The organism is Nocardia sp. CA-119907 (assembly GCF_050955995.1).
In the GTDB taxonomy this organism is placed as follows: Bacteria; Actinomycetota; Actinomycetes; order Mycobacteriales; family Mycobacteriaceae; genus Nocardia.
The window spans coordinates 8534502-8559663 of sequence record NZ_CP192091.1; the positions used below are offsets into that span (position 1 = coordinate 8534502).

Annotated in this window: 25 protein-coding genes; 11 read left to right on the forward strand and 14 right to left on the reverse strand. The window is 67.0% G+C overall.

Features of this window, described 5'->3' with window-relative positions; translation table 11 throughout:
• Positions 1-234 precede the first annotated feature (234 nt).
• Both ACQP2D_RS38625 and ACQP2D_RS38630 read right to left on the reverse strand, forming a co-directional pair.
• Positions 235-1500, reverse strand: coding sequence for an ATP-binding protein (locus ACQP2D_RS38625; RefSeq protein ID WP_433685893.1), 1266 nt, complete (start codon positions 1498-1500; stop codon positions 235-237).
• A 252-nt stretch (positions 1501-1752) separates the two neighbouring features.
• A complete protein-coding gene (locus ACQP2D_RS38630) occupies positions 1753-2901 on the reverse strand; it encodes an FG-GAP repeat domain-containing protein (protein ID WP_433680854.1) in 1149 nt (382 codons plus the stop codon).
• A 382-nt stretch (positions 2902-3283) separates the two neighbouring features.
• Here ACQP2D_RS38630 and ACQP2D_RS38635 point away from each other — a divergent pair, with 382 nt between their 5' ends.
• From ACQP2D_RS38635 to ACQP2D_RS38655, 5 genes are all read left to right on the forward strand, one after another.
• Positions 3284-3928 carry an MspA family porin gene (locus ACQP2D_RS38635; RefSeq protein WP_433680855.1) on the forward strand — a complete coding sequence of 215 codons (645 nt, stop codon included), beginning with the start codon at positions 3284-3286 and terminating at the stop codon, positions 3926-3928.
• A 74-nt stretch (positions 3929-4002) separates the two neighbouring features.
• Positions 4003-4314 (forward strand): hypothetical protein, encoded by a 312-nt coding sequence (locus ACQP2D_RS38640; RefSeq protein WP_433680856.1) that lies wholly within the window; start codon positions 4003-4005, stop codon positions 4312-4314.
• Positions 4315-4404: 90 nt separating this feature from the next.
• Positions 4405-6135: a PspC domain-containing protein gene (locus tag ACQP2D_RS38645; RefSeq protein ID WP_433680857.1), complete on the forward strand. Its 1731-nt coding sequence runs from the start codon at positions 4405-4407 to the stop codon at positions 6133-6135.
• Complete coding sequence (locus ACQP2D_RS38650; protein ID WP_433680858.1) at positions 6128-6337, forward strand: hypothetical protein; 210 nt, start codon at positions 6128-6130, stop codon at positions 6335-6337. Before ACQP2D_RS38645 ends, ACQP2D_RS38650 begins: the two co-directional genes overlap by 8 nt.
• 76 nt (positions 6338-6413) lie before the next feature.
• Positions 6414-6641 carry a hypothetical protein gene (locus ACQP2D_RS38655; protein WP_433680859.1) on the forward strand — a complete coding sequence of 76 codons (228 nt, stop codon included), beginning with the start codon at positions 6414-6416 and terminating at the stop codon, positions 6639-6641.
• On the opposite strand, the gene ACQP2D_RS38660 is transcribed toward ACQP2D_RS38655, so the two are convergent.
• Both ACQP2D_RS38660 and guaA read right to left on the reverse strand, forming a co-directional pair.
• A complete protein-coding gene (locus ACQP2D_RS38660) occupies positions 6616-7071 on the reverse strand; it encodes a hypothetical protein (RefSeq protein ID WP_433680860.1) in 456 nt (151 codons plus the stop codon). The genes ACQP2D_RS38655 and ACQP2D_RS38660 overlap by 26 nt on opposite strands.
• 73 nt (positions 7072-7144) lie before the next feature.
• Positions 7145-8719: a glutamine-hydrolyzing GMP synthase gene (gene guaA, locus ACQP2D_RS38665; protein WP_433680861.1), complete on the reverse strand. Its 1575-nt coding sequence runs from the start codon at positions 8717-8719 to the stop codon at positions 7145-7147.
• Positions 8720-8784: 65 nt separating this feature from the next.
• Here guaA and ACQP2D_RS38670 point away from each other — a divergent pair, with 65 nt between their 5' ends.
• Complete coding sequence (locus ACQP2D_RS38670; protein ID WP_433680862.1) at positions 8785-9585, forward strand: alpha/beta fold hydrolase; 801 nt, start codon at positions 8785-8787, stop codon at positions 9583-9585.
• A 37-nt stretch (positions 9586-9622) separates the two neighbouring features.
• On the opposite strand, the gene ACQP2D_RS38675 is transcribed toward ACQP2D_RS38670, so the two are convergent.
• Both ACQP2D_RS38675 and guaB read right to left on the reverse strand, forming a co-directional pair.
• Positions 9623-10795 carry a GuaB3 family IMP dehydrogenase-related protein gene (locus ACQP2D_RS38675; protein WP_355185396.1) on the reverse strand — a complete coding sequence of 391 codons (1173 nt, stop codon included), beginning with the start codon at positions 10793-10795 and terminating at the stop codon, positions 9623-9625.
• 361 nt (positions 10796-11156) lie between these two features.
• A complete protein-coding gene (guaB, locus tag ACQP2D_RS38680; protein ID WP_433680863.1) occupies positions 11157-12701 on the reverse strand; it encodes an IMP dehydrogenase in 1545 nt (514 codons plus the stop codon).
• A 223-nt stretch (positions 12702-12924) separates the two neighbouring features.
• Between guaB and ACQP2D_RS38685 the strand changes: the two genes are divergently transcribed.
• Complete coding sequence (locus ACQP2D_RS38685; protein ID WP_040686729.1) at positions 12925-13338, forward strand: DUF5319 domain-containing protein; 414 nt, start codon at positions 12925-12927, stop codon at positions 13336-13338.
• A gap of 218 nt (positions 13339-13556) precedes the next feature.
• On the opposite strand, the gene ACQP2D_RS38690 is transcribed toward ACQP2D_RS38685, so the two are convergent.
• From ACQP2D_RS38690 to ACQP2D_RS38700, 3 genes are all read right to left on the reverse strand, one after another.
• Positions 13557-14672, reverse strand: a complete 1116-nt coding sequence (locus ACQP2D_RS38690) for an anti-sigma-D factor RsdA (RefSeq protein WP_433680864.1) — start codon at positions 14670-14672, stop codon at positions 13557-13559.
• Positions 14665-15243 (reverse strand): sigma-70 family RNA polymerase sigma factor, encoded by a 579-nt coding sequence (locus tag ACQP2D_RS38695; RefSeq protein WP_354951867.1) that lies wholly within the window; start codon positions 15241-15243, stop codon positions 14665-14667. Before ACQP2D_RS38695 ends, ACQP2D_RS38690 begins: the two co-directional genes overlap by 8 nt.
• Before the next feature lie 127 nt (positions 15244-15370).
• A complete protein-coding gene (locus tag ACQP2D_RS38700) occupies positions 15371-16246 on the reverse strand; it encodes a hypothetical protein (protein ID WP_433680865.1) in 876 nt (291 codons plus the stop codon).
• Positions 16247-16871: 625 nt separating this feature from the next.
• Here ACQP2D_RS38700 and ACQP2D_RS38705 point away from each other — a divergent pair.
• The 3 genes from ACQP2D_RS38705 to ACQP2D_RS38715 all read left to right on the forward strand — a co-directional run bounded on the left by ACQP2D_RS38705 (position 16872) and on the right by ACQP2D_RS38715 (position 18324).
• Positions 16872-17165 (forward strand): WhiB family transcriptional regulator, encoded by a 294-nt coding sequence (locus tag ACQP2D_RS38705; RefSeq protein WP_014981828.1) that lies wholly within the window; start codon positions 16872-16874, stop codon positions 17163-17165.
• Between the two features lie 330 nt (positions 17166-17495).
• A complete protein-coding gene (locus ACQP2D_RS38710; protein ID WP_433685894.1) occupies positions 17496-18071 on the forward strand; it encodes a sigma-70 family RNA polymerase sigma factor in 576 nt (191 codons plus the stop codon).
• A 1-nt stretch (position 18072) separates the two neighbouring features.
• Positions 18073-18324 carry an RskA family anti-sigma factor gene (locus tag ACQP2D_RS38715; RefSeq protein WP_433680866.1) on the forward strand — a complete coding sequence of 84 codons (252 nt, stop codon included), beginning with the start codon at positions 18073-18075 and terminating at the stop codon, positions 18322-18324.
• 150 nt (positions 18325-18474) lie between these two features.
• On the opposite strand, the gene groL is transcribed toward ACQP2D_RS38715, so the two are convergent.
• The gene (groL, locus tag ACQP2D_RS38720; RefSeq protein WP_433680867.1) at positions 18475-20085 is read right to left on the reverse strand and encodes a chaperonin GroEL; all 1611 of its coding nucleotides are present in this window, start codon (positions 20083-20085) and stop codon (positions 18475-18477) included.
• Positions 20086-20173: 88 nt separating this feature from the next.
• Positions 20174-20473: a co-chaperone GroES gene (gene groES, locus ACQP2D_RS38725; RefSeq protein ID WP_040686722.1), complete on the reverse strand. Its 300-nt coding sequence runs from the start codon at positions 20471-20473 to the stop codon at positions 20174-20176.
• A gap of 748 nt (positions 20474-21221) precedes the next feature.
• Between groES and ACQP2D_RS38730 the strand changes: the two genes are divergently transcribed.
• Positions 21222-22790 carry an Hsp70 family protein gene (locus ACQP2D_RS38730; RefSeq protein ID WP_433680868.1) on the forward strand — a complete coding sequence of 523 codons (1569 nt, stop codon included), beginning with the start codon at positions 21222-21224 and terminating at the stop codon, positions 22788-22790.
• A gap of 68 nt (positions 22791-22858) precedes the next feature.
• Here the strand turns inward: ACQP2D_RS38730 and tsaD are convergent, their stop codons facing one another.
• Genes tsaD through tsaB form a run of 3 tightly spaced genes read right to left on the reverse strand, consistent with a single transcriptional unit; the run spans position 22859 to position 25160 of the window.
• Positions 22859-23902, reverse strand: coding sequence for a tRNA (adenosine(37)-N6)-threonylcarbamoyltransferase complex transferase subunit TsaD (tsaD, locus tag ACQP2D_RS38735; RefSeq protein WP_433680869.1), 1044 nt, complete (start codon positions 23900-23902; stop codon positions 22859-22861).
• A complete protein-coding gene (gene rimI, locus ACQP2D_RS38740; RefSeq protein WP_433685895.1) occupies positions 23899-24405 on the reverse strand; it encodes a ribosomal protein S18-alanine N-acetyltransferase in 507 nt (168 codons plus the stop codon). Before rimI ends, tsaD begins: the two co-directional genes overlap by 4 nt.
• 41 nt (positions 24406-24446) lie before the next feature.
• On the reverse strand, positions 24447-25160 hold the full coding sequence (gene tsaB / locus ACQP2D_RS38745) for a tRNA (adenosine(37)-N6)-threonylcarbamoyltransferase complex dimerization subunit type 1 TsaB (protein ID WP_433680870.1): 714 nt from the start codon (positions 25158-25160) through the stop codon (positions 24447-24449).
• Between the last annotated feature and the right edge of the window lie 2 nt (positions 25161-25162).

The following is a 25162-nucleotide window of genomic DNA, read 5'->3' on the forward strand; positions in this document are numbered from 1 at the left end:
GTACCACAACTGCCATCGCGTCTGTCGTCATCCGGGTCACTTCCCACAGCCGCGCCACCGCAGCGACCGAATGCGATTCCTCGAATGCGCTGCCCGCCAATCGGACCGGAATCGGCAGCACCCGGATATCCGAGTCGCCGCCGGTCCCGAATTCCACCGATGCGACAGCATCGGCTCACGACAGATCCGGGAACCCGCGCCGCGGCCGCACGCAGCGCCGTTCGACGGCCGCGATCATCGACCGTCGCGAACCGTCTGTCGTACCCCGTGACGCTGTTCGTCGCCGACCGACACCTGCGCCTCGTCGGTCCGATCCTGATCACCGGAATCGGTGCGCGGCATGATGATCCGGACCTCGGTGCCCCGGCCCGGCGTGGAAAGAATCTCCACCGAACCGCCGCGCCGCTCGATCCTGGCGCGGATGGATTTCGCGACACCCTGCCGATCCTGCGGCACCGCCGCGATATCGAATCCGGCCCCGCGATCGCGCACGAAGACGCTCACCTGATGCGGTTCCGCCTCGGCGAACAGATCGATCTCCGGGACGCCCGCGTGTTTGGCGGCATTCACCAGCGCCTCCCGGCTCGCGCCGAGCAATGCGGTGAAATGCTCCTTCGGCAGCCCGGATCCGCTGTCGTCACCATCCATCGTCACATCGCCGACGGTCACCGGGGTCACCTTCACGCCGTGGTGGTCCTCCACTTCGCCCGCGATCGTGCGCAGCGCGGCGGCCAGGCTCGACTGTGCGGGACCGGAATCCTCGAAGAGCCAGCGGCGCAGTTCCCGTTCCTGACTGCGCGCCAGCCGGACCACCTCTTGCGGATCGTCGGCCTGACGCTGGATCAGCGCCAGCGTCTGCAGCACCGAATCATGCAGGTGCGACGCGATTTCCTCACGTTCCTCATTGCGGATGCGGGCGGAGCGCTCGGCATTCAGCGCCCGCATCATGCGCAGCCACAGCGGCACCGTCAACAGACCGGCGCCGATCAAGGTGACCGCCACCGCGAGCAGCGCGGAACCGAGTGAGCTCAGATCGATCCTGGCCAGCACCACCACACTGAGCCCGAGCACGATCATCGTGATACCGGCGACGATGCGCGACCAGGTCACCACCGAGGGGCGCGCGGGCAGTCCGAGTAGCGATCGCGGGCCGTCGGTGTCGTACTCGCGCCACACCAGCGCCGCACCGACCGCAACCACGACGATCGGGACGATCACCTTCGCCGCGGTTCCGCTCAGCAACCACGACACCCCGACCGCGAGCCCGATGCCGAGCAGTGCCAGCCCGATCGCCTGACGGCGCTCCCGACCGGTCGGCTTCACCGCATCGTGGCCGCCCGGGGTGAAGATCCACAGCATCCCGTAGGCGACGATCCCCGCCCCGGCCAGCGCGGACAGCAAGACGAACGCTATCCGCACCTTGAAGACGTCGAGCCCGAGGTGATCGGCGATACCACCGGCCACACCGCCGACGATCCGGCCACCCGAGCGCCGCACCATTCTGGGGTACGGCGGCTCGGTGTACAACAGCACCGGCGCGGGGCCGAAGCCGCGCCCGGACCCCGGGGCAAACCCGGGCGCGACACCCGGACCCGGCCCAGCGCCCCACGCGGCACTGCGAGGGTCGTCCCCTCGGGCAGCATCGAACGCGGGCGTGGACGGGTACATGTCTTCGATACTGGCACGGCCCACCGCCACCGACCATCAGGAATCACCCTGATCTATCGGTGACAGGGAACCCGTAGCGGTCGATCAGGCCGAGTAGTCGATGGCGGGGCCGAAGGTGCCGTCACCGTTGCCGTAGCGCAGGGTGATGTTCCCCGTGCCGGTGTTGCCGATGACCGTGTCGATCTTTCCGTCGCCATTGAAGTCGGCGAGAATCGGGGTGGACAGGGGAACGAGCCCGCGGGAGGGGTATGTGTGCGGCGGACCGAAGGTGCCGTTGCCGGTCCCGAGCAGCACGCTGATGCTGGAGGTGCCGCCATTGGCAACCACCATGTCGAGCAGACCGTCGCCGTTGAGGTCGGCGAGGTCGAAGCACTGCGGGAGCAGACCGCCGGTTTGATATGCCCGGAGCGCGCCGAAGGTGCCGTCACCATTGTTGAACAGCGTGGATACGGTGCCTGCGACCAGGTTGGAGAAGAGGATGTCCGGCTTGCCGTCGGCGTTGATGTCGCGCGTCATGCCGTACCAGGCGGTCAGGGCACCCTCGCTGAACGTGGTCGGCGCGGCGAAGGTGCCGTCACCATGGCCGCGGTAGATCTGGATGGTGCTGTTGACGTAGTTGCCGCGCAGCAGGTCGAGATTGCCATCCCCATCGAAGTCCGCGACGTCGGCGGACCCGGAGCCGACGCCCAGGTTGCTGGAGAGGGTGTATGCCGCGCGGAAAGTGCCATCGCCGTTGCCCAGGAGCACCGACCAGGACGGAGCCTGGTTGGAGGTGGCCAAGTCGGGGTTGCCGTCGTGGTCGAAGTCGCCGACGACGACCGCCCCGGGGGCCAGGTCCGTCGCATAGTTGACGGCCTTGACGAAAGTGCCGTCGCCGTTGCCCATCAGTATGGAGACGTCGCTCGTGGTGAAGTTGGTGACGGCCATATCGAGTTTGCCGTCGTGGTCGAAGTCCGCGATGGCGACGTAGTCCGCCTGGCCGCCGGTGGCGTAGCGGACGGCGGGCTGGAAGCCTCCGTCGGGCCGTCCCAGGAAAACCGACACTCCGAACCCGAGCACGAAATCGCTGAACACGACGTCGGTGTAGCCGTCGCCGTTGAGGTCGGCGATCGCGGGAACCGCGGGGCCGGTCAGGTTGGGGAGCACATCAGCGGATGCTGGCGCGCTGGTGAAGGCGGTACCCGCCAATGCCGTAGCGACGCAAACGCTTACGGCGAACCTGGTGCGTGACACTTATTTCTCCCGTTTGTCCGATATCAGCAGAACGCTACGGCGTTCTCAGACGTGGTGATCATGCGCGGGCCGCCGATTCCTGTCCGGTCCGGACAAGAAAGCCATGCTGAACTGCCGTTCTTATATCGAGCTCAGGCATCTGGCGACGCCCGGAGCGGATCACCGACGGATCCGCCGCCGACCCGTGCACCGCCGGACCGGATAACTGCCGCTGGACATGTCTACCAGCGCTTTTCAGATCGAACACCGATCAATGTCTTAGGCAGCGCACAGCCCCGCGTCATACGTTTCTTCCGGGTCGGAAACCGGCCCACTCAACACCGCCGCCGGAGACGGCGGCACTCGCTCCGCAGGGGGCGGAGCACAGGTTCGGGGAGGAACCATGAACATCAAGTCGGTACTGGTCACCGCCGCCACCTTGGTCGGGGTCGCCCTGGCGGGTGCACCGATCGCCAACGCACAGGGAATGGCACCGCATGAGAAGAACTATTCGGGCCCAGCGAGATTCGAGATGACCGTCGGCCACATGGACGAGCAATTCCGGCCGGTACCCCCGCTCAACGGCATGCCGACCAACCGGGAGGTTTTCCTGGACAACACCTTCTACGGCACGATTCCCGCGAATGCGACAGGCACCATGAAGGTGGGCTACCTCGTCGCCTGCGCCGTGAACGTCGATCTCACCATCGGCATCCAGGCCGGAATCGGCTTCGACGCCGGGTTCAGCATCGGTGTCAGCGGCGGCGAAGACTCGATGTCACCGAACTTCGATGCCAGCATCGGCCCGAAGATCTACGCCGGGGTCAGCCTCGACATGTCGATCGCGCCCGGCGAGATCAAGCCGATCGAGGTGGGCACGAAGGACCTGACGCACGGCGGCACCGGGTACCTGGTCAGCCACGACTACCACCTGATCGTGAAGAACTGCGGCGGACCACTCACCATCCAGTCCTACGTGACCCTGACGGGAGAATCGCCCGACGTCACCGCCGCCGACGTGGTAACAGGAGACCGAATCTTCCTGTAACCCGCCAAGCCTCGAGCGGCGATGCGGTATCGCATCGCCGCTCGACCCGTACCAGGCCCGTCCGCGGTACCACCGTGATCGCCGAGGACGACACCGCCTGCCCCTGCCCGTGGCTGATGTCCTATCGGCGCCAGGATCGGGGACCGCTTGACCGCCACCGTCCGAGCCGGATCGGAGACTCGATCACACTGGCTGTTGACGACGTTTACTGGAGCATCGAATTCACCCCGATCGGCGGCTACCTGGTCGGCGTCGGCAAGGACAGCGGATTGCGAATCTGCGACCTGAACGAGCAGTGCGGCCGACCGGTCTGCCGTGCCACCCATGGCCTGATGACCCCCGACGTCTGGCCCAGACATCTCCCCCACCGCCCACCCTGCGACTGAACAACAGACCGCTTGGTCCAAAGAGATCAGAGATTTTCTCAGGGTTCCCCCCGATGCGCCGAAGTGCTGGTCAGCACCACCATGGGAAATATGACGAAAACGACCTTCGGCGATCAGCTTCACCAGATGTGGCAGACGCGGCCCGTCCGGTTGCCGCGGCAAGGTCCGATCGCCGGCGTCGCGGCCGGATTCGGGCAGCGGTACAGCATCGATCCGGTGCTCATCCGGGTCGCGCTGGTGGTGTCGACGATCTTCGGCGGTGCGGGCATCGTGTTGTACCTGCTCGCCTGGCTGCTGCTGAGCGAGACGGGTGATCAGTCGTCCGCGGCCGAGTCGCTGCTCGGCAAGGGGCACAGCTCGCAGTCGCAGACCAAGACCATCGTCTTGATCGTGGCGCTCGCCATCGCGGTCAGCACCATGGGACCGGTCGGCGTCGGACTCGCGGGCTCGGGCCTGATCAGCATGGCGCTGATGCTGGCCGGCTGGTGGATGCTGCATATGCGCAATCCGCAGCCGCCGCCCGGCACCAGTGCGCTCGGCGCCTTCGATGGCAGTCTCACCGCGACCGGCTATCCCGGTGCCGTATTTCCGCAGCGCACGGTTCCCGGCGATTTCTACTCCCCCGATGTCCCGCCGACCAGCATGTACACCCCGTACACGAAGTTGCCGGACGCCTATGTTCCGGACAATCCGGTCCAGGAGGCACCGGCGCAGCAGGCAGATCCGGACACGGTTCTGTTGCACGACGCCGATAAAGACGACGCCGAAACCGAACTGATCGAAAAGGGCAGCACGCCGACCGATGCGGGCGCTCCGCCAGCTGATGCCGAGACGGTGCCGCTGACCAAGGACACGGTGTTGCTCGATAAGGGCGACGCGGAAACCATGTCCCGCGGCGGCATCGAGACCACCCAGCCCGACAACGGCACGACACCGATCGGAACCGCCGCGGCTACAGCACCGGGCACGACGTCCAACGCGCCGGGAGCCAGCCCGTCTCTCGATAAGGCTGCCGCCACGCCGAGCGCGAGCAACACCGACACCCCCACCGCGAGTACCGGCGGCGGCTCGTCGAAATCCGCATCCGGCTCCGGCACAAGCGCATCCCGACCCCCGGTCGCGGCCCTCGCGAAACCGACGCCGGCCACCGTAACCCCACCCTCCTGGGACCCGCTCGGCGTCGCCCCCCTCGCCTGGGACCTCCCCGAACCCACTCCGACCGCCACCGTCGTCGCACCCCCGCCCAAGCGTCCCCGCTCCCGACTGACCGCGGTGGTGCTCGGCCTGGCCATTCTGGCCGCCGCGGGTGCGGGCGCACTGGCCGCCTCGGGCGAGGACTGGATGACACCCGGGCGCATCGGCGCGGTGGCGCTGGCGGTGATCGGCCTAGGTCTGGTGGTCGGCGCGTTCCTGCGCCGCGGCTACGGCCTGCTGGTACTGACCGCGCCGCTCGCCGGATTCGTGGTGCTGGCCTCGATGATCGGCCCCATCGAATTCGACAGCGCCACCATCGGCGATCGCACTTGGACGCCGACCTCGATGGCCGACCTGGCCCCGAGGTACGAGTTGACCGTAGGGAGTGGCGTTTTGGATCTGCGGTCGCTGAAACTGACCGAGAGCCGGACCGTCGAGGTCGCGGTCCAGCTCGGCGATGCCAAGATCCTGCTGCCCGAGGGGATGGCGGTGCGTACCGACTGCACCGTCAATCTGGGAGATGTCCACTGCCCCACCGGGATCACCGGCCCGCACGCCGACGGCACACCGATGCTCGACCTGAAAGTCCATGTCCGGACCGGCAATGTGGAGGTGCACCGTGGCTGACCCAACCGATAACAACGCGACCAAGCGTGGACCGTCGGTCTCGCTGCTGATCGTCGGCCTGCTCGCCCTCGGTGTCAGCATCTGGGCCTTCACCGGCCCGACCACGACCGCCAGCGGCGTCATCTCGCTCGGCTGGGTCGTCGTGATCGCCGCCATCGTGGTCGGCATCCTGCTGGTCATCTCCCCACGCAAACCGCACTGATCGACAACCGAATGAACCGACACCAATGGCCCGCCTCCACGACGGGCCATTTTCTTTCCGGCGCAGGAGAACGCCAATGCCCATGGAACAGTTCGACATCGACGACCAACCGACCGACCACCTGGGAATTCCGCTGGGCCGGTTCATGCCACTGACACCGAGCCGCAGCTACCTCGGCGGCGGTCTACTACTCGGGCAATTCGTTCTCGGCGGCACATCCAGCCGACTCGGACCGACCACGTCGAATAGCACTGCGCGGCACGCCACCAGCGACACTCCTACTCCAAATAGGCCGAGCAGCTGAGATGTTCGCTGATCCGATCCAGCAACCGCTGCATGCTCTGCCGCTGCTTCCCCTCGACACCACGCGCGATCATCGGCACCATCCACCGCCCGGTGGTGGCGACATTGAACACCTGCTGGATCATCCGAGATCCCTTCGGATGCGGCAACACTCGGCATTCGGCGCGAAACCACCACTGCCCCTCCACCGCGAGCATGGCCTGCGCCCGATCCACCTCGACCCGAATCCCATTGGGATCACCCGCGATCGCGGCCCGGAATTCGTTCGGGCCACCGCGCAACCGCATCGCGGGATCCGGACCGTCGGCGAGGAAGAAGGCATTGTCCGGACCGACCGGACCCGCACTGACCCCGGTGAGCAGCGCGGCCACCACCCCGCACGGGGCCTCGACGACCGCGTTGACTGTGCAGAGCGGCTTCTTCGCTGCCATCCGGACCCCCTGGGAACTGGTCTTCCCGGCTGACGGTACTCCCGAAACCGCCTCGATCAGCCCTGATCGCGTGTCACTCCCATTCGATGGTGCCCGGCGGCTTGCTCGTCACGTCGAGGACCACCCGGTTGACCTCCGCCACCTCATTGGTGATGCGGGTGGAGATCCGCTCGAGGACGTCATAGGGCAGACGGGTCCAGTCCGCGGTCATGGCGTCCTCGCTGGAGACCGGGCGCAGCACGATCGGGTGACCGTAGGTGCGGCCGTCACCCTGTACGCCGACACTGCGGACATCCGCGAGCAACACCACCGGGCACTGCCAGATCTGGCGGTCCAGACCGGCGGCGGTCAGCTCTTCGCGCGCGATGGCATCGGCCTGCCGCAGCGTGTCCAGCCGGTCCTCGGTGACCTCGCCGACAATGCGGATGGCCAGGCCGGGGCCCGGGAACGGCTGGCGGGCAACGATTTCCTCGGGCAGCCCGAGTTCGCGGCCCACCGCGCGCACCTCGTCCTTGAACAACAGTCGCAGCGGCTCGACGAGTTCGAACTCCAGATCGTCGGGCAGACCGCCGACATTGTGGTGGCTCTTGATATTCGCGGTGCCCGAGCCGCCGCCGGACTCGACGACATCCGGGTACAGGGTGCCCTGCACGAGGAATTCCACGGCCGGACCGGAATCCGATGCCGCGCCGTCGGCGGCGACGACCTCGGAGACCGCATCCTCGAACGACCGGATGAACTCCCGCCCGATGATCTTGCGCTTCTCCTCCGGATCGGTGACGCCCTTCAGCTCACCGAGGAATTTGTCCACCGCGTCGACGGTCACCAGTTTGGCGCCGGTCGCGGCGACGAAGTCCTGCTGCACCTGCTCGCGCTCCCCGGCGCGCAACAGGCCGTGATCGACGAACACGCAGGTCAGCCGGTCACCAATGGCACGCTGCACGAGCGCGGCGGCGACCGCGCTGTCCACACCGCCCGACAGCCCGCAGATCGCATGACCGTCGCCGACCTGCTCGCGCACCGCGGCGATCAGCGAATCGGCGATATTGGCCGGGGTCCAGGTGGCCGGGATTCCGGCGAGGTCGTGCAGAAAGCGGCTGAGCACCTGCTGGCCGTGCGGCGAGTGCAGCACCTCGGGGTGGTACTGCACACCGGCCAGCTTGCGGGCCCGATCCTCGAACGCGGCGACCGGCGCACCCGCGCTGGTACCGGTGACCTCGAAGCCCTCGGGCGCATCGGTGACCGCGTCGCCGTGGCTCATCCACACCGGCTGTTTGGTCGGCAGGCCGCCGTGCAGCACACCGCCGTCGATGCTGAGCTCGGTGCGGCCGTATTCGCGGGTGCCGGTGTGCGCGACAGTGCCGCCGAGCGCCTGCGCCATGGCCTGGAATCCGTAGCAGATGCCGAATACCGGAATGCCCAGATCGAACAACCGCGCATCCAATTGCGGCGCGCCCTCGGCGTACACACTGGACGGTCCGCCGGACAGAATCACCGCGAGCGGCTGCTTCTCGGCGATCTCGTCCACCGTGGTGGTATGCGGGATCACCTCCGAGAACACACTCGATTCACGGACCCGCCGGGCGATCAGCTGGGCGTATTGTGCGCCGAAGTCGACGACGAGGACCGGTCTCTGGGTTTCTGCCACGCACCCAGTTTAGTGAGGGGCTGAATCGTCCCGCGCACCCCCGCACCGCTGGTTATCCTCATGCCGTGCCCTTCGCCCGTGCGATAGACGCCGACATCCATTACGAGGACAGTGGCGGCGACGGTCCGGTGGTCTTACTAGCACACGAATTCTTCATGGACCGAACGATGTTCGCGTCGCAGATGGCCGCGCTCGCACCGGAATTCCGGATCGTGTCCTGGGATGCGCGCGGACATGGCCGCACCAGGGACTCGGGGCTGCCGTTCACCTACTGGACCGCCGCGCGCGATGCCCTCACCGTGCTGGACCATCTCGGCGCCGAGCGCGCGGTGTTCGGCGGTACCGCGCAAGGGGGGTTCACCGCGCTGCGCACCGCGCTCATCGCACCCGAGCGGGTTTCCGCGCTGATCTTGATCAGCACCGAGGCGCACGGCCCGACACCTGAACAGTCCACTGCGACCCAGAAATTCCTGGACGAGTGGTACGACGACGGCTCCCGGCAGGAGGCCGTCGAACAACTCGCGCACTGGCTGATCGGCGATGACGATTGGTACCGCTCGATCTGGACCAAACGCTGGCTGGTCCGCGACCGCCGCGGCATCGAAGTCGCCGCGGGCTGTCTGCTCGGCCGCGATTCGGTGTTGGACCGCTTATCCGAAATCACCTGCCCCGCCTTGGTGATTCACGCCACCGACAGCGGCATCGCCCGCGACCGCGCCAAACAACTGGCCAAGGGGCTGACCGTATCCACCTACGTCGAAATCGCGGGCGCACGCCTAGCCGTCACGATGACGCACCCCGAACCGGTCAACGCCGTCATCCGGCAGTTCCTGCGCGAACACACCGCGCCGACCCGCGTCCGCTGAACGCCGCCCCAGCGCGTGCTGGGCGAAAACGGTGTGGTCAGGCGCGCACACTCAGCCCGACCCGCTGGAACTCCTTGAGGTCGGAGTAGCCCGCCTTGGCCATCGAACGGCGTAGGCCGCCAACGAGATTCAGCGAGCCGAACGGATCGTCGGAGGGCCCGAAGAGCACCCGCTCCAGACTCGGGCGCACGGTTTCGCCGGTATCACCGGACAGCTCGCCGCCCAGATCCCACGGATCCTCCACGTGCAGCAGCGAACCGCGCGGCACCGACGGATGCGCGGCCGAGGACGGCCAGAACCAGCCGCGACCGGGCGCCTCGGCGGCCAAGGCCAGCGGCACGCCGAGCATGGCCGCATCGGCGCCACAGGCAATGGCCTTGGCCAGCTGGCCCGAGGTCGCGATATCACCGTCGGCGATCACGTGCACATAGCGTCCACCGGTCTCGTCCAGGTAGTCGCGGCGCGCGGCGGCGGCGTCGGCGATCGCGGTCGCCATCGGAACCCCGATGCCGAGCACCTCGCCGGTGGTGGTCGCGCCCGGGTAGGAGCCGTAGCCGACGATCACGCCCGCGGCGCCGGTGCGCATCAGATGCAGCGCGGTCTTGTGATCGCTGACACCACCGGCGACCACCGGCACGTCGAGTTCGGCGATGAAGGTCTTGAGGTTCAATGGCTCACCGTCGCCGACGTGTTCGGCGGAGATGATGGTGCCGTGCACCACGAGCAGGTCGATACCGGCCTGCACCAGCGCGGGGGTCAGCGCACGTGCGTTCTGCGGGCTGACCCGCACCGCAACCGTGACACCGGCGGCGCGCACCTGCGCGACCGCGGCGGCCAGCAGATCCGGCTGCATCGGCGCGGCGTGCAGCTCCTGCAACAGTCCGACGGCACGCTCGTACCCGCCCTTGGCGACCAGCTCGAGCAGCTGATCGATCTTCGCGGCGACATCGGCGTGCCGGGCCCACAGCCCCTCACCATTGATGACACCGAGTCCGCCGAGCCTGCCGAGTTCGATGGCGAACTCCGGCGAGACCAGCGCGTCGGTCGGGTGCGCGAGGAACGGGATCTCGAACCGGTAGGCGTCCAGCTGCCACGCCAGCGATACCTGCTTCGACGAACGGGTCCGCCGCGACGGGACGATATCGACGTCGTCCAGTTCATAGGTACGCCGGGCGGTCCGGCCCATGCCGATCTCGACCATGTCGCGCACGCGTCTTCTCCTTTATTTTGGCCGCACTGGCGCGGCGTGTTCACGGCTGTGTTTGATTTGCAACGCCTGCGGCGCTGCGTGTTCGCGGCCCCCTTTGGTCTCGCGTCCGAGCCGTCGAGACTCGCGCCTGCGCTTCGACGGCTCGGAAGCGATACGGGCCGCGAACGGTCGCTCGTAAGACTCGCTCCGTCGTGGTCGCATATCGAATCGTCGATCGCGAACAGGCGACTACCTCCGGGCGGCAGGTCAGGACTCGTGATCCTGCCCCTTCGCCTCGCGAGGCCGCTATGTATTTCGATGACCGCGAACAAGGTCAATCATGCCCGGACCATTCCGTCCAGTACACAACCCGTCGAGCAGGCTAGCCGCGACCAGTGTAGTTGGGCGCCTCGACGGTCATGGTGATGTCGTGCGGGTGGCTCTCCTTGAGCCCCGCCGCCGTGATCTGCACGAACTGCGCCTCCTGCAGATCGGCGATGGACTGCGACCCGGTGTAGCCCATGGCCGCCCGCAACCCGCCGACGAGCTGGTGGATCACCTGGTTGACCGGTCCGCGGAACGGCACGCGGCCCTCGATGCCCTCGGGCACCAGCTTGTCCTCGGCGAGCACGTCGTCCTGGAAGTAGCGGTCCTTGGAGTAGGACTTGGCCTGGCCCCGGCCCTGCATGGCGCCGAGCGAACCCATACCGCGGTAGCTCTTGAACTGCTTGCCGCCCACGAGGATCAGCTCACCCGGCGATTCGGCGGTACCGGCCAGCAGCGAGCCGAGCATCACCGTGGACGCGCCCGCTGCGATGGCCTTGGCGATATCGCCGGAGAACTGGATGCCACCGTCGGCGATCACCGGAACGCCGTGCGGCTTGCACGCGGCCACGGCCTCGAGGATCGCGGTGATCTGCGGCGCGCCGACACCGGCGACCACGCGGGTGGTGCAGATGGAGCCGGGCCCGACACCGACCTTCACCGCATCCGCGCCCGCCTCGACCAGCGCGGCCGCACCGGCCCGGGTGGCCACATTGCCGCCGACGATCTGGATGCGATCGCCGACCTCGGCCTTGACCTTGGTCACCATCTGCAGCACACCGGCCTGGTGGCCGTGCGCGGTATCGACAATGAGCACGTCCACCCCGGCGTCGGACAGGGTCATCGCGCGCGACCAGGAGTCCTCGCCGACGCCGATCGCGGCGCCGACGAGCAGGCGGCCGTCACGGTCCTTGGTGGCGTTCGGGTACTGATCGGTCTTGACGAAGTCCTTGACGGTGATGAGTCCGCGCAGGCGGCCGTTACCGTCGACGATCGGCAGCTTCTCGATCTTGTGGCGGCGCAGCAGGCCGAGCGCGGCCTCGGCGGTAACGCCCTCCTGCGCGGTGATCAGCGGCGCCTTGGTCATCACATCGGCGACCCGGCGGTTCTGATCCACCTCGAAGCGCATATCGCGGTTGGTGATAATGCCCACAAGCGCGCCGGTCTCGTCCACCACGGGCAGACCGGAGATGCGGAAGCGCGCACACATGGCGTCGACCTCGGCCAGGGTGTCGGTGGGACGACAGGTCACCGGATCGGTGACCATGCCCGCCTCGGACCGCTTCACCGTCTCGACCTGCGCGGCCTGATCGGCGACGGCCAGGTTGCGGTGCAGCACACCCATGCCACCGGCGCGCGCCATGGAGATGGCCATCCGCGCCTCGGTGACGGTATCCATCGCGGAACTGCACAGCGGGGTGCGCAGCCGAATCTCGCGGGTCAGCTGGCTGGAGGTCTCCACCGAGCTGGGGATGAGATCCGAAGCGGCCGGTAGCAACAGCACATCGTCGAACGTAAGGCCGAGCATGGCGATCTTGTTCGGATCGTCACCACCCGTAGGAGGGCGGACCGCGATTCGTTCGCCCGATACGGGATTACTCATTCGGATCGACCCCTCCTGGACGTCGAAAGCAACGAACGCCGGATGACCGGCGTCGTGGACTGATGGAATGGACGGTGGCGGCTCCGCCAGCGATGTCGGGTGCCGGCCGGGCCTGGAAACCATGGTATCTGCCCCGCAAACACACCGATGAACTGAGCCCACCGCCGAAACTGGCGCGCCACATAGCTGGCGAAGAGCACCCTGTTCTGCGTACCGTGGGGGTGTGCGTGACCATCTACCACCTGGCTTGCCGCCGGATCCGTTCGCCGGAGACCCCTCCGACCCGTCCGCCGCACTCGACGCAATCGAGCCCGGCGAGCCGCTGGATCCCCACGAGCGCCTTGCGGTCGAGGAGGATCTCGCCGACCTTGCGGTGTATGAGGCACTACTAGCGCACCGTGGCATCCGAGGACTTGTGGTCAGCTGCGAGGACTGCAGACAGGACCACTACCACGACTGGGACATGCTGCGCGCCAACCTGCTTCAACTGCTGGTCGACGGCACGGTGCGCCCGCACGAGCCCGCCTACGATCCGATGCCGGAGGCGTACGTCACCTGGGACTACTGCCGGGGATACGCCGATGCCTCGATGAACGAGGCCTTCCACGGCGATGGGTTCGACGGGTTCGACAGCTGATATCGCACCCCGAGTACCACGCGCGATGACGCGCGGGCGCGATGTGAAATAGCTGACAGACAAAAAGCCGACCGCCGGTCGGCGATCGGTTCATGCACGGCAATTCGGATGTCTGGGCACGCACACACTGGGGCGTCCGAATATGCGTACGCCCCAGCGTGGCTGCGGGTTCAGCGCTTCTCCAGAAGCCAAAGCGCTTGTGGAGCACCAACTCCGATTTATGCGGCGGGTACCGATCCGGGCAACCCGGGCAGAGCAGGCAAACCGCTGGGAATCACAAAGGTGTTGCCACCACCGGTCGACGGCTGCTGATGGGTCGGCGGCTGCACGGGCACGCCGGTGTCCGCAGTCGGCTGGACCGGCGGGGGCTGCGTTCCCACGACGGTGGACGGCGGTCCCTGGGGCGAGTGCGTCTGACTCGGCTGCGTCGGCGGTTCGGTGGTCACCGGCGTTGTCGGCACCGTCGGCTTGCCCGGTGCACTCGGTGTACCCGCCACCGTCGGCTCCGTCGTCGTGGGCGCCTTCGTATCGACCGGCGGCACCCCCGCGGAGGTCGCCCCACCATCGCCGGACGGCCTGGTGGTCGGTGCGGTGATGGTGCTGCCATCGGTCACCGAACTCGGCGTCGTCGGCGGCGTGCTCGGCGCGAGCGACTTCGCGATCTCCGGGGCGACCTTGCTCAACTGCGCGAGCAATGCGTCGAACTCGCTGATCCGCTTGTCCCGCTTGACCGGATCATCGATCAGCTCCGCATTTGCCTTGGCGCCCTCCAGCTTTTGCCTGGCCATATCCGGATTGCCCTGATCGAGCATCACTTTCGCGTTCGCCAGATCATTGTCGGCACGTTGCACCACGGTGCTCTGCGCCTGTTCGCTGAACACGACTTCCTTGACCCGCCACAGCGGATCACCCGGGGCGGCGCCATAGGAAAACGCCGAGAGACCTCCGATGACCAGAGCCAGCGCGGCCGCCGCTCCGAGGATCGGACGAATAAGCCGTAGTCGCCCACCGGACTGCGCGCCGATACGAACCTGCCGGGCACCGATCTCCTGGTTGACCGCGGCAACGATCTCATCGAGATTCGGTTCGCTCGGCAGCGGTGGGGAAATCAGCTCCGCTCGCCAGTCCGCCAGCAGCGCCGCGAGCTGGTACTCCTCCGCGCTGTCGGTTTGCACCGGCCCGTTGCTAGCAATGGCATCGATCAGCGCATCGTCTCGGCGCACCGCTGCGATGTCCACCGGTCCGGTGTCATCGCTCCCGGCGTAGGGACCGCTGTTTCGCGATCCACGTCGCGCCTTCCAGTCGCCCCGACCGCGCTCGCCATCCCTAGCCATACATTTCACCTGCCCTCGCCACTTGTGACTTCAGTTTCGCGAGCGCCCGGTGTTGAGCGACGCGTATCGCACCCGCCGTACTGCCCACGGCGACTGCGGTTTCTTCTGCTGACAAACCCATGACCAAACGCAGGATCAGAATCTCGCGATGCTTCTCTGGAAGCGTCGCGAGCAGGCTGTTCATCTGCCTGCTCGTTTCGGATTCCAGTGCTCGCTGCTCCGGGCCTTGGTCGGTGGATATGACATCTGGTACTTCGGCCATTGCCTCCGCCTTGTTACGGGCGGCGTTGCGATGAGCGTCGGCGACCTTGTGCGAAGCGATTCCGTATACAAAGGCCATGAAGGGCCTGCCCTGGTCCTGATACCGGGGCAAGGCTGTCATCACAGCCAGACATACCTCCTGCGCGACGTCGTCCGCAGAGAGCTGTCCACGCTCCGCGGCGCCGATCCGCGCGCGGCAATAGCGCACCACCAACGGGCGGACCATTTCGAGTACCTGGGCTAAAGCGGATCTGTCGCCCTGCGCAGCGGCAGCGACGGCGAGGTCCAACTCTTCGCCCGTGTTCGTCATCGTCAGAGAATTTCCTGGCGTTACAAGTGGCACCGTCGGTGATGAACAGTGCTTCCGCCGAAGGGGCGGAACGGAACTAACAATAGCGATACAACCCGTGGATACGGGCAACACGGTGGTCTCTGGATCAGACTCGGGAATCACTCATGGGACGAAAGTGCCCGCCACGACGGCCGATGGTCTCGGCACACCGTCGCGCGTCGGCCTCGGCCGCACTCGCGCGAGTCCCGGTCGACACCCCGGCGCGCAACATCGAACTGGCCCAACGCAATGGCAGCAATTCGTGCTCGCGGCACTGTTCGGCGACCTCATCGGCGAGCACGCGCGCGCGTTCGCTGTCACCGGAGGCGGCAGCGGTCGCGGCGACCAAAAGCCGGGACTTCACGCGGTGCCGAACCGATGGTCCGTCCTCGGCGAGCGCGAGGGCCGTCGCGGCGTGCGGCGCCGCGGTATCGGCGGCCCCGGAAGCGAGCGCGGTCTCCGCACAAACCCAGTGCCAGCGGATCAGCGCTCGCCAGCCCGCCGAGGCCCCCGCACGGGTCAACTCGTCATGAGTGCGCCGGAGCAGCCGGGTGGCCAGTGCGAGACGGCCGGTGCCGAGCGCGTCGGCCGCGAGACCGGTCAGCGCATCGCATACCGCGTCGACGCGATTCGGTCCGAATTCGTCGCGATCGGCGGATCCGGTCGGCAGGATCAACGCGGCCGCGCGACCGTCGAAGGCCGCGGCGCGGGCGTGCCAGCCGAGCTGGCGCAGCAGTGAACCCCCGGTGCTCGCGGCGAGCGACAGCAATACCGGATCGGCGGTGCTGGCCGATAGCGAGCGCAACTCCTCGCGCGCCGCGGCGTAGCGCCCCTGGCCACCCAGAATTACCCCTCGATACCAGGTATCGATGGGGCGCACGGCAGCTGGCAACTCGGCAGCGGCACGTCCGGGGCGGGCGCCGAAGGCCGCATCGGCAAGCATGGCGGACTCGATATATATAGGGGAAGCTGGCGCGAGCACGGCCGAACTCTATCCTGCGCGCCGCCTGTGGTGGCACGAGAGAAGCCGCCAACCGGGGACGTCCGGCTACTGTTCAGCATTTCTGTCGCCGATGTCGTGTTTCCATCAAGTAAAAGTGTCCTGGCAATCCCATAGCGCGTGTGCCTGGAATTCACATGCGTTTCGCGCAATTAACCTCAGCGCCCCGTTTCCGCCATCTCCGATCGAGCGGACGTCGGAGCCGCCGATCGACGCTGTGACAGGACACACGTTAGGGTGGACCGGCCGGCGATCGCGACGCAACCACCGAACCCGTTCCCACCTGCGGGAATGCGGAATACTGGCGCCATGCCAAGAGATACCGGCCTCTGGTCAACCGATCATTATTACTGGAAAGGTGTTAAAAGTAAACAGCCCGGAGGTTAAATTTCGCAGCTTAAGATTTAGAAAACTGCTGCATCGAACTATTGACGGAATTTCGCGGCTGGACCTAACGTAACTCATCGCCACGGTCGGCGCCGCGCGAAATTGCAGCGACCGCAATAGGCGAGCCCCGGCACGCCGCGCCGATCCAGCGCCGTGGCCACAACTGTTGCAGAACGACTGCTCGACAACGCTGACGAGCTCGCACCACGAGGAGTTCACCATGCCCATGCCTACCCACCTCCCCGGACCGAACGCGGACGTCTGGGATTGGCAGATGCGAGGATCCTGCCGAGGCCAGGACTCCGCGGTGTTTTTCCACCCGGACGGTGAACGCGGTCGCGCTCGCACCGCGCGCGAGATGCGCGCCAAGGAGATCTGCCGGGCCTGCCCGGTGCTCATGCAGTGCCGCAGCCACGCCCTCAAAGTCAGCGAGCCCTACGGCATCTGGGGCGGTATGTCCGAAACCGAGCGCGAGATGCACGCCCGGCGCAACCGCCGTCGTATGGCCGTATAAACGAACTTCTTCCCATCCGTGCGGCGCGGCGCGCCGAATGCCTAGCAAACAACCGGCGATGGCCACAAGCCCAAGTCGGTTGCACATCCGGCGTTTCACGATGACCATCGGCGCGTCACGGCGTGTCCCTTCCCGGAAGCACCTGGCGTGTCGAAGTTTTCCAGAAAGTTGCCAGGCGGCAAGCGGTTTGCCGACACCCCACCGAATCGGGTGCCATAGCGACCCGCTACGGTAGTGACCGATGACACAGAATGGAGCGTTGTGACAACGCGGCCGCCGGCCGCAGAGGGCGACTCGTTCCGAAGAGAAGCCATCCCACCCGGCATCCGGGTGGATTCTGCGGTTACGGCACGCGCCGCCGAAAGTATCGAGCTCGCCGCACTTCTCGAACGTTGCGGCCGATCCGACCAGGAGGCATTCGCTGAGCTCTACGACCGAACGTGTGCGCGCGTCTTCGGTCTGGTGCTACGCGTACTGCACGACCCCGGATACGCGGAGGAGACCACACAGGAGGTCTTTCTTCAGATCTGGCGGACCGCGGCAAGTTTCGACGCGGCCAAAGGATCCGCGGTGACGTGGTTGATGACCCTCGCTCACCGACGAGCCGTCGACCGGGTCCGCGCCGAGCAGGCCCATACCCTACGTGAAGTCGCTTACGGGATAAGGGTTCTCGGCAACGAATTCGATGAGGTCACCGAAGAAGTGGAGCGACGACTCGAGCAGCAAGCCGTCCTGGATGGTCTAGGGACATTGACAGAGACCCAACGGGAGGCCATATCGCTCGCCTACTACGGCGGGCGAACCTACGCCGAAGTGGCAACCTACCTCGGCGTAGGGTTACCGACCGTTAAGTCCCGCATACGGGACGGATTGACACGACTGAAGAAAAGTTTGGGGGTGACGTGAGATGAACGAAGCCCAGATCGATCTCGCGCACGCCGTCGCGCTCGGATCGATCGACGACGAAGACCACAATGCGGTACAAGAAGTGCTCGACGGTGAAGACCCGGCGCTACGCACGGAATTCATGACCGAAGTGCAGCAGACCAAGGAAGTCCTCTCCGCCCTCGCGGTGGCGACGGCGGCCCAGCCGCCCGCCGCCCTGCGCGGCCGGTTGCTCGCCGCCATCGCCGCGGAACAACCGCCCGTCGCATCCTGAGTCACCGCCTCCTCGAGGCGAAATCGGTTACCGCGATTGATATTTTTCGACTTGTTGTGCGGTAGTTGCGTTCATATTGTTCACAAACGAAGGCCCCCGGGACGATGTCCCGGGGGCCTTCGCCATTCGGCCGTCAGCTGAGCAGTGAACTCAGTGCGCGTGGCCGTGGTGGCTGTGGTCGTGCTCTGCTTCCTCGGGCTTGTCGACCACGGCGCTTTCGGTGGTGAGGATCATCCGAGCCACCGAGGCCGCGTTCACGACGGCGGAGCGGGTCACCTTCACCGGGTCCACCACACCGTCGGTGAGCAGATCACCGTAGGTGAGGGTGGCGGCGTTGAAGCCTTCCTTACCGTCGGTGACCTTGCTGACCACCACGGAGCCGTCGACGCCCGCATTGGTGGCGATCCAGAACAGCGGCGCCTGCAGTGCGATGCGCACCACCTCGACGCCGACGGCCTCGTCGCCGGACAGCGAGTCGCGCAGTTCGACGAGCTTGGCGGCGGCCTGCACCAGGGCGGTGCCACCACCGGGCACGATGCCCTCGTCAACGGCGGCCTTGGCCGCGCTCACCGCGTCCTCGACCCGGTACTTGCGCTCCTTGAGCGCGGTCTCGGTGGCCGCGCCGACCTTGATCACCGCGACGCCACCGGCCAGCTTGGCCAGTCGCTCCTCGAGCTTCTCCCGATCCCAATCCGAGTCGGTCGCCTCGATCTCGCGACGCAGCTGCGCGCCACGGGCCGCGATGTCCTCGGCGGTGCCGGCACCGTCGATGATCGTGGTGTCGTCCTTGGTGACGACGATGCGACGCGCCTTGCCGAGCACCTCGATGCCCGCCTCGCGCAGCGAGATACCCAGATCCGGGTTGACCACGGTGCCCGCGGTGACGATGGCCAGATCATCGAGGAACGCCTTGCGACGGTCACCGAAGAACGGGGCCTTCACCGCGACGGCCTTGAGGGTCTTGCGGATCGAGTTGACGACCAGGGTGGACAGTGCCTCACCCTCGACGTCCTCGGCGATGATCAGCACCGGCTTGCCGGATTCGGCGATCTTCTCCAGCAGCGGGAGCAGATCGGGCAGCGAGCTGATCTTCTCCCGGTTCAGCAGGATGTAGGCGTCCTCGAGGACGGCCTGCTGGCTGTCGGCATCGGTGACGAAGTAGGGCGAGAGGTAGCCCTTGTCGAACTGCACGCCCTCGGTGACGACGAGTTCGGTCTGCAGCGTCGAGGACTCCTCGACGGTGACAACGCCGTCCTTGCCGACGGTGGTCAGCGCCTTGCCGACCATCTCGCCGATCTCCTCATCGCGCGAGGAGACGGTGGCGACCTGCGCGATGGCCTGTTCGCCGGAGACCGGGGTGGCCTGCGCCAGCAGCGCCTCGGACACCAGGTCCGCGGCCTTGGCGATGCCCGAACCGACCGAGATCGGGTTCGCGCCGGCGGCAACGTTCTTCAGGCCCGCGCGCACCAGCGCCTGGGCCAGCACGGTGGCGGTGGTGGTGCCGTCACCCGCGACGTCGTTGGTCTTGGTGGCGACGCTCTTGACGAGCTGGGCGCCGAGGTTCTCGAAGGGGTCGTCGAGGTCGATATCGCGCGCGATGGTGACACCGTCATTGGTGACAGTGGGGCCACCGAAGGCCTTCGCGAGCACGACGTGGCGACCACGCGGCCCGAGGGTGACCTTCACCGCGTCGGCGAGCTTGTCGACGCCGCGCTCGAGAGCACGACGAGCCTTCTCGTCGAACTCGATCTGCTTTGCCATGTGTTGTCAGCTCCTGTGTGTTCTTGGCCGAACGCACTCCGCCCCGGGTCGCGAAAGACACCGGGGCGGAACGCATGTGCCTTATCGGCTACTTGGTGACGACGGCCAGGATGTCGCGCGCCGACAGGATGAGGTACTCCTCGCCCTGGTACTTGATCTCGGTGCCGCCGTACTTGCTGTAGATGACGACGTCGCCTTCCTTGACGTCGACCGGGATGCGGTCACCCTTGTCGGTGACGCGGCCCTCGCCGACGGCGATGACGGTGCCCTCCTGCGGCTTCTCCTTTGCCGTGTCGGGGATGACCAGGCCGGAGGCCGTCGTCGTCTCGGCCTCGTTGGCCTGGACGAGGATCTTGTCCTCGAGCGGCTTGATGTTCACGCTCGCCACGTTGAGCCCTCCACTTTCAGGGGATTTGCGGTCGTCCGGAACTGTTGTCCCGGACCATCGGTATCGGTGTTGTTTCGAGCGGCCCGCAAGCAGTCACCACTGGCCACCCGGACTCGACCCTGCGCATCAGCCCCGTCGTCGCGGGTGCCGGGACCCTGCTCAGTAGTCGAACTGGCACACGCACATCACACAGTGCCGACTAGCACTCTATACATGAGAGTGCCAGCGCTCAAGGTTGGACTGTGCCAAACCGTTGGCCGCGCCGTGTCGGTGTCATAGGCCGCGCCGCGGCCGTGTCGTCAGCCGCGCCGCGCGGTGGCGCAGACCACGCCACGCCCAGGGGTCGTAGGGCTTCCCAAGACTTCGTCAAATCTGTAACGTTCGGATAACGGATTGTGACAGTATTGACGACGGTCGTGCTCCGCTTGCCGTGTTCGCCATGAACCGGCGTCGTGGGGGGAGCAACAAGCGTCACGAAATACCCTGCGGCACACAGCAGTACCCGCGTTTCGCCAGAACAAGATCAGCGTCAGCACCAATCCGAACCAGCGTCACAGTACAAACGTTTCTCAGAAGAAGCTTCACCAGAGGGCAAGACCACACGTGATCCTTGGCCGTCCCAGCGACCCATCCGGACAACGGGTCGGCCGGGTCCCGCGTCCGAATCGTTCGCCATCCACGCGAGCGTTTCGGCTGTCCATTCGAGATGGTCGGCACCACCATGACCATCCGCTCGAAGGGAGGTGACATGCGAACATCCCTCGGCATCTCGGCCGGTAACGAGGTCGTGTGCTCGGCGCTGGTCGCGACCGCGTCCAACGGCGCGCAGAGTTTCGACTATCGGGTGGTCTCCGCGGACGCGGCCCACTCCGATCTCGGCGATCTCGTCGCGTCCTCGATCGAGCTGATGACCACCCAGCTACCGACCACCCAGCTGTCCTATGACGTGGCCTTCCCCGCGCATCCGGTCGGCGCGCGCTTCGCGGGCGGCAAACCGATCGGTGTCGACTCCGCCGCCCGTCGCCCGCCGACCAGTGTCGCCGTGGCCTACCGCAGCAAGGAGCAGGCGCAGGTAATCCGTTCGGCCACTGGCAAACAGCGCGATCTGCGGCTGGTTCCGGAAGGCACCGCGGCGCTCACCTATCTGCGCCACACCGGACTGGTCGACCGCTACGAAACCGTCGCCATCGTCGATCTCGGTGCGACCGGCCTCAGCATCACCGTCGCCGACCAGGCCGACGCCAACATCCTGCGCACCGAACGCACCGGCGCGATCAGCGGCAACGCCATCGATGAGCTGATCTATCACCACCTCGTCGATCTGCACTACGCCCGGCGCGGCACCCGACCCAATCGGGGCATGCTGACCAACCGCGGTCGCGCCGCCAAGGAACATCTGTCGATCGCGCCCGCGGTGACGATCGACCATGTCGCCGGGCAGCCGCTGAAGCTGACCCGGGCCGATTTCGACGAACTGATCTCGGATCTGCTGCGCGATATGGCCGTGTTCGCCGCCGCGGCATTCGCGCGCTCGCCCGAGTTCCCGCAGGCCGTGATCGTGATCGGCGGCGGCGCCAATATCCCCGCGGTGATCTCCACCCTCGCCCGTGAGCTGAATTTGCCGGTGCACACCGTCGACGATCCGGAGGCGGTGATCGCCAAAGGCGCGGCGCTGGTGGCGGATTCGGTGCAGCCGTCGGTATTCCCGGTGGTCGCGCTCGGCGCGGCCGATGCGCCCGTCGGCACCTTCACCAAGGTCGTCGGCACGCTGGCGGGTGCGATCGTGGTGGTCGGGCTGGTCATCGGCTATGGCGTAAAAACCTTCGCGCCGACCGGCGACGACGACATCTCCCCCGCGGGCACCACCAGCAGCGCGCAACTACCGACGCCGCCGGTGTCGGCGGCACAACCCACCGGCGCGGGCACCTCGACCACCGGCCCGAGCCGGGAGAGCACCAACCGGCCCTCCGGCGTCAATATCCCCTCGCTCACCCCGGATCGGAGCCAGCCTCCCACCTCGACCGTCTCGACACCGGCCGCGACCACCAACCCGAACGCGCCAACGCTGCGTCCGGATCCGAACCTGCCGCCGATTCCGTTCCCGGAGTTGCTCGGTCCGCTGTTCGCCAACCCGAGTGCGCCAGGCTCGTCGGGGCAGGAATACGGCCCGGCCCGGGGCCCGTCGACGGTGCCGCCGATGCCGATCGGTCCGACGCCGGCACCCGCGCAATCACGAATTCCTCTCCCGCCCAGAGCGAATTCGGGGTCGTCCGCCACTCAGTCCGGGGCTGTGGTGGGGGTTGGGCCGCACGACTGACCACGGTCACCGGACAGCGCCGTGCTGGGCAGCCGCGCCCTCGGTAGCGATCCGAACCCTATCGGGAGTCAGCCGACTCGACTGACCGAGACGGGGAGGCCGGGGTCGGTGGCGACCGTCAAGGGCGATGGAGTTGCGCCGCCCGCGATCACATGAGCACCGAGGGCCGCGATCATTACGCCGTTGTCGGTGCACAGGCGGGGCTTGGGGACACGCAGGCGCAATCCGGCCTCCGCACAACGTTCTTCGGCCATGGAGCGGATTCGAGAATTGGCGGTGGCACCGCCGCCGAGCACCAGGGTGTCGACGCCGACATCTTGGGCCGCGCGCACCGCCTTCATGGTGAGCACATCGGCGACCGATTCCTGGAAGGAGGCCGCGATATCCGGAATCGGCAGCTCCTCGGCGGTGAAGCCATTGCGCTGGGCCGCCTCGACATAGCGGGCGACGGCGGTCTTCAGACCGGAGAAGGAGAAGTCGTAGCGCGGATCGCGCGGTCCGGTCATACCGCGCGGAAAGGCGATCGCCTTCGGATCGCCGTGCGCGGCAGCGGCATCCAGCGCGGGCCCGCCCGGGAAGCCGAGGCCGAGCAGCCTGGCCACCTTGTCGAATGCCTCGCCCGCGGCGTCGTCGACGGTGCTGCCCAGTTCGACGATCGGCTCGGACAGATCGGTGACATGCAGCAGATGCGTATGCCCGCCGGAGACCAGCAGCGCGACGCACGGCGGCATCGGACCGTGCTCGAGGGTGTCGACGGCGACGTGTCCGCCGAGATGGTTCAGGGCGTAGAAGGGCACATCCCACGCTGCCGCATAGGCTTTCGCGGCCGCGACACCGACCAGCAGCGCACCGGCCAGTCCGGGACCGATGGTCACCGCGAGCGCGTCGGGCTTGCTGATGCCCGCGGCCGCCAGCGCCCGACGCATCGCGGGCACGATGGCCTCGAGGTGTGCGCGCGAGGCGATCTCCGGCACCACACCGCCGAAGCGGGCGTGCTGTTCGACGCTGGAGGCGACCTCGTCGGCGAGCAGTTCGCAGGTTCCGTCGGCGTGGCGGCGCACGATGCCGACTCCGGTTTCGTCGCAGGAACTTTCGATACCCATGACGATCACGAGAGCACCTCGTTCGGTTGTACCGTTTCGCTCGGCTGCGGGCCCCAGGCCTGGTTCGCGGCGGTCAGCTCGGGCCTGCGCATGGTGTAGGCGTCGGCGCCGCTCGGATGGTAGTAGTTCTTGCGCAGGCCGATGATGTGGAAGCCGTGCTTGGCGTACATCGCTATGGCGGGAGCATTGTCGGTACGCACCTCGAGGAAAACCGGTCCGCCGCGCTTGCCCGCCTCGGCGAGCAGCGCCTCCAGCAGCATGGTGCCGATGCCGCCGCGGTGGTAGCCGGGATCGACGCCGATGGTGTGCACCTCGGCCTCGGGGTGTTCGGCATCGCCGAGCAGTGCGATGCCCGCATAGCCGACCATCCGCCCGGTGTCGTCGCGGGCGACGATATAGCGGTTGTGCGGCCCGGCCAGTTCGGAGCGGAAGGACACCGCCTGCCACGGATCGTCTTCCGGGAACAGCAGTTGTTCGAGTTCGACGCAGCGTTCGATATCCGCGCCGTTCATGGGCTCGATGCGAATCACGGATCTACCGGGCTCCACGGCCGTCACGCCCCCGTCCGATCGAGCGTGCGGTAGCTGCGCTCCACCGCGTCCGGCCTGCGCAGGTACAGCGGAACCAACGGTTCCGGAACGGTGCGCGCCAGTAGTTCGGCGGCCGCGACGCGCACCAACCCGGCGGGCGATGGCGTCTCGGCCGGAAGCACGGGCAGGTCGAACAGGTCGACGTGCGAGGCGGATCCGGCGATCATGCTGGCGTGCACGGGATCCAGATCACCGGGCTTGTTCACATCCGGGCCCTCGATGCGACGTCCGTCACGGTAGCGCGCCCAGTACACCTCGCGGCGGCGCGCGTCGGTGACCACCAGGAGCTCGCTCTCGGCTGTGATGTCCGGCACCACCGTAGGTTCGAGCACGGCGTCGGAGGCGATCGCGTCCAGGCTGCAGACCCCGTAGACCGGCAGGCCGAGCGCGTCACCGAAGGCGGCGGCGGTCGCCATGCCGACCCGGAGTCCGGTGAACGGACCGGGCCCGATGCCGACCACGACGGCTTCGATATCGGCCCTGGAACGACCTGCCTCCGAGAGGCATTCGAGGATTTGCGGGGTGAGCACCTCGGCATGGGCGCGGGCGTCGACCCGGACGCGCGAGGCGACGGTGCGCACTCGCGCCGGGGCACCGGTGCCGGATGCGGCCTGCTCCAGTTCCACCAATCCCGCGGTAACGGCGGGTGTCGCGGTGTCGACGGCTAGTACAAGCATGA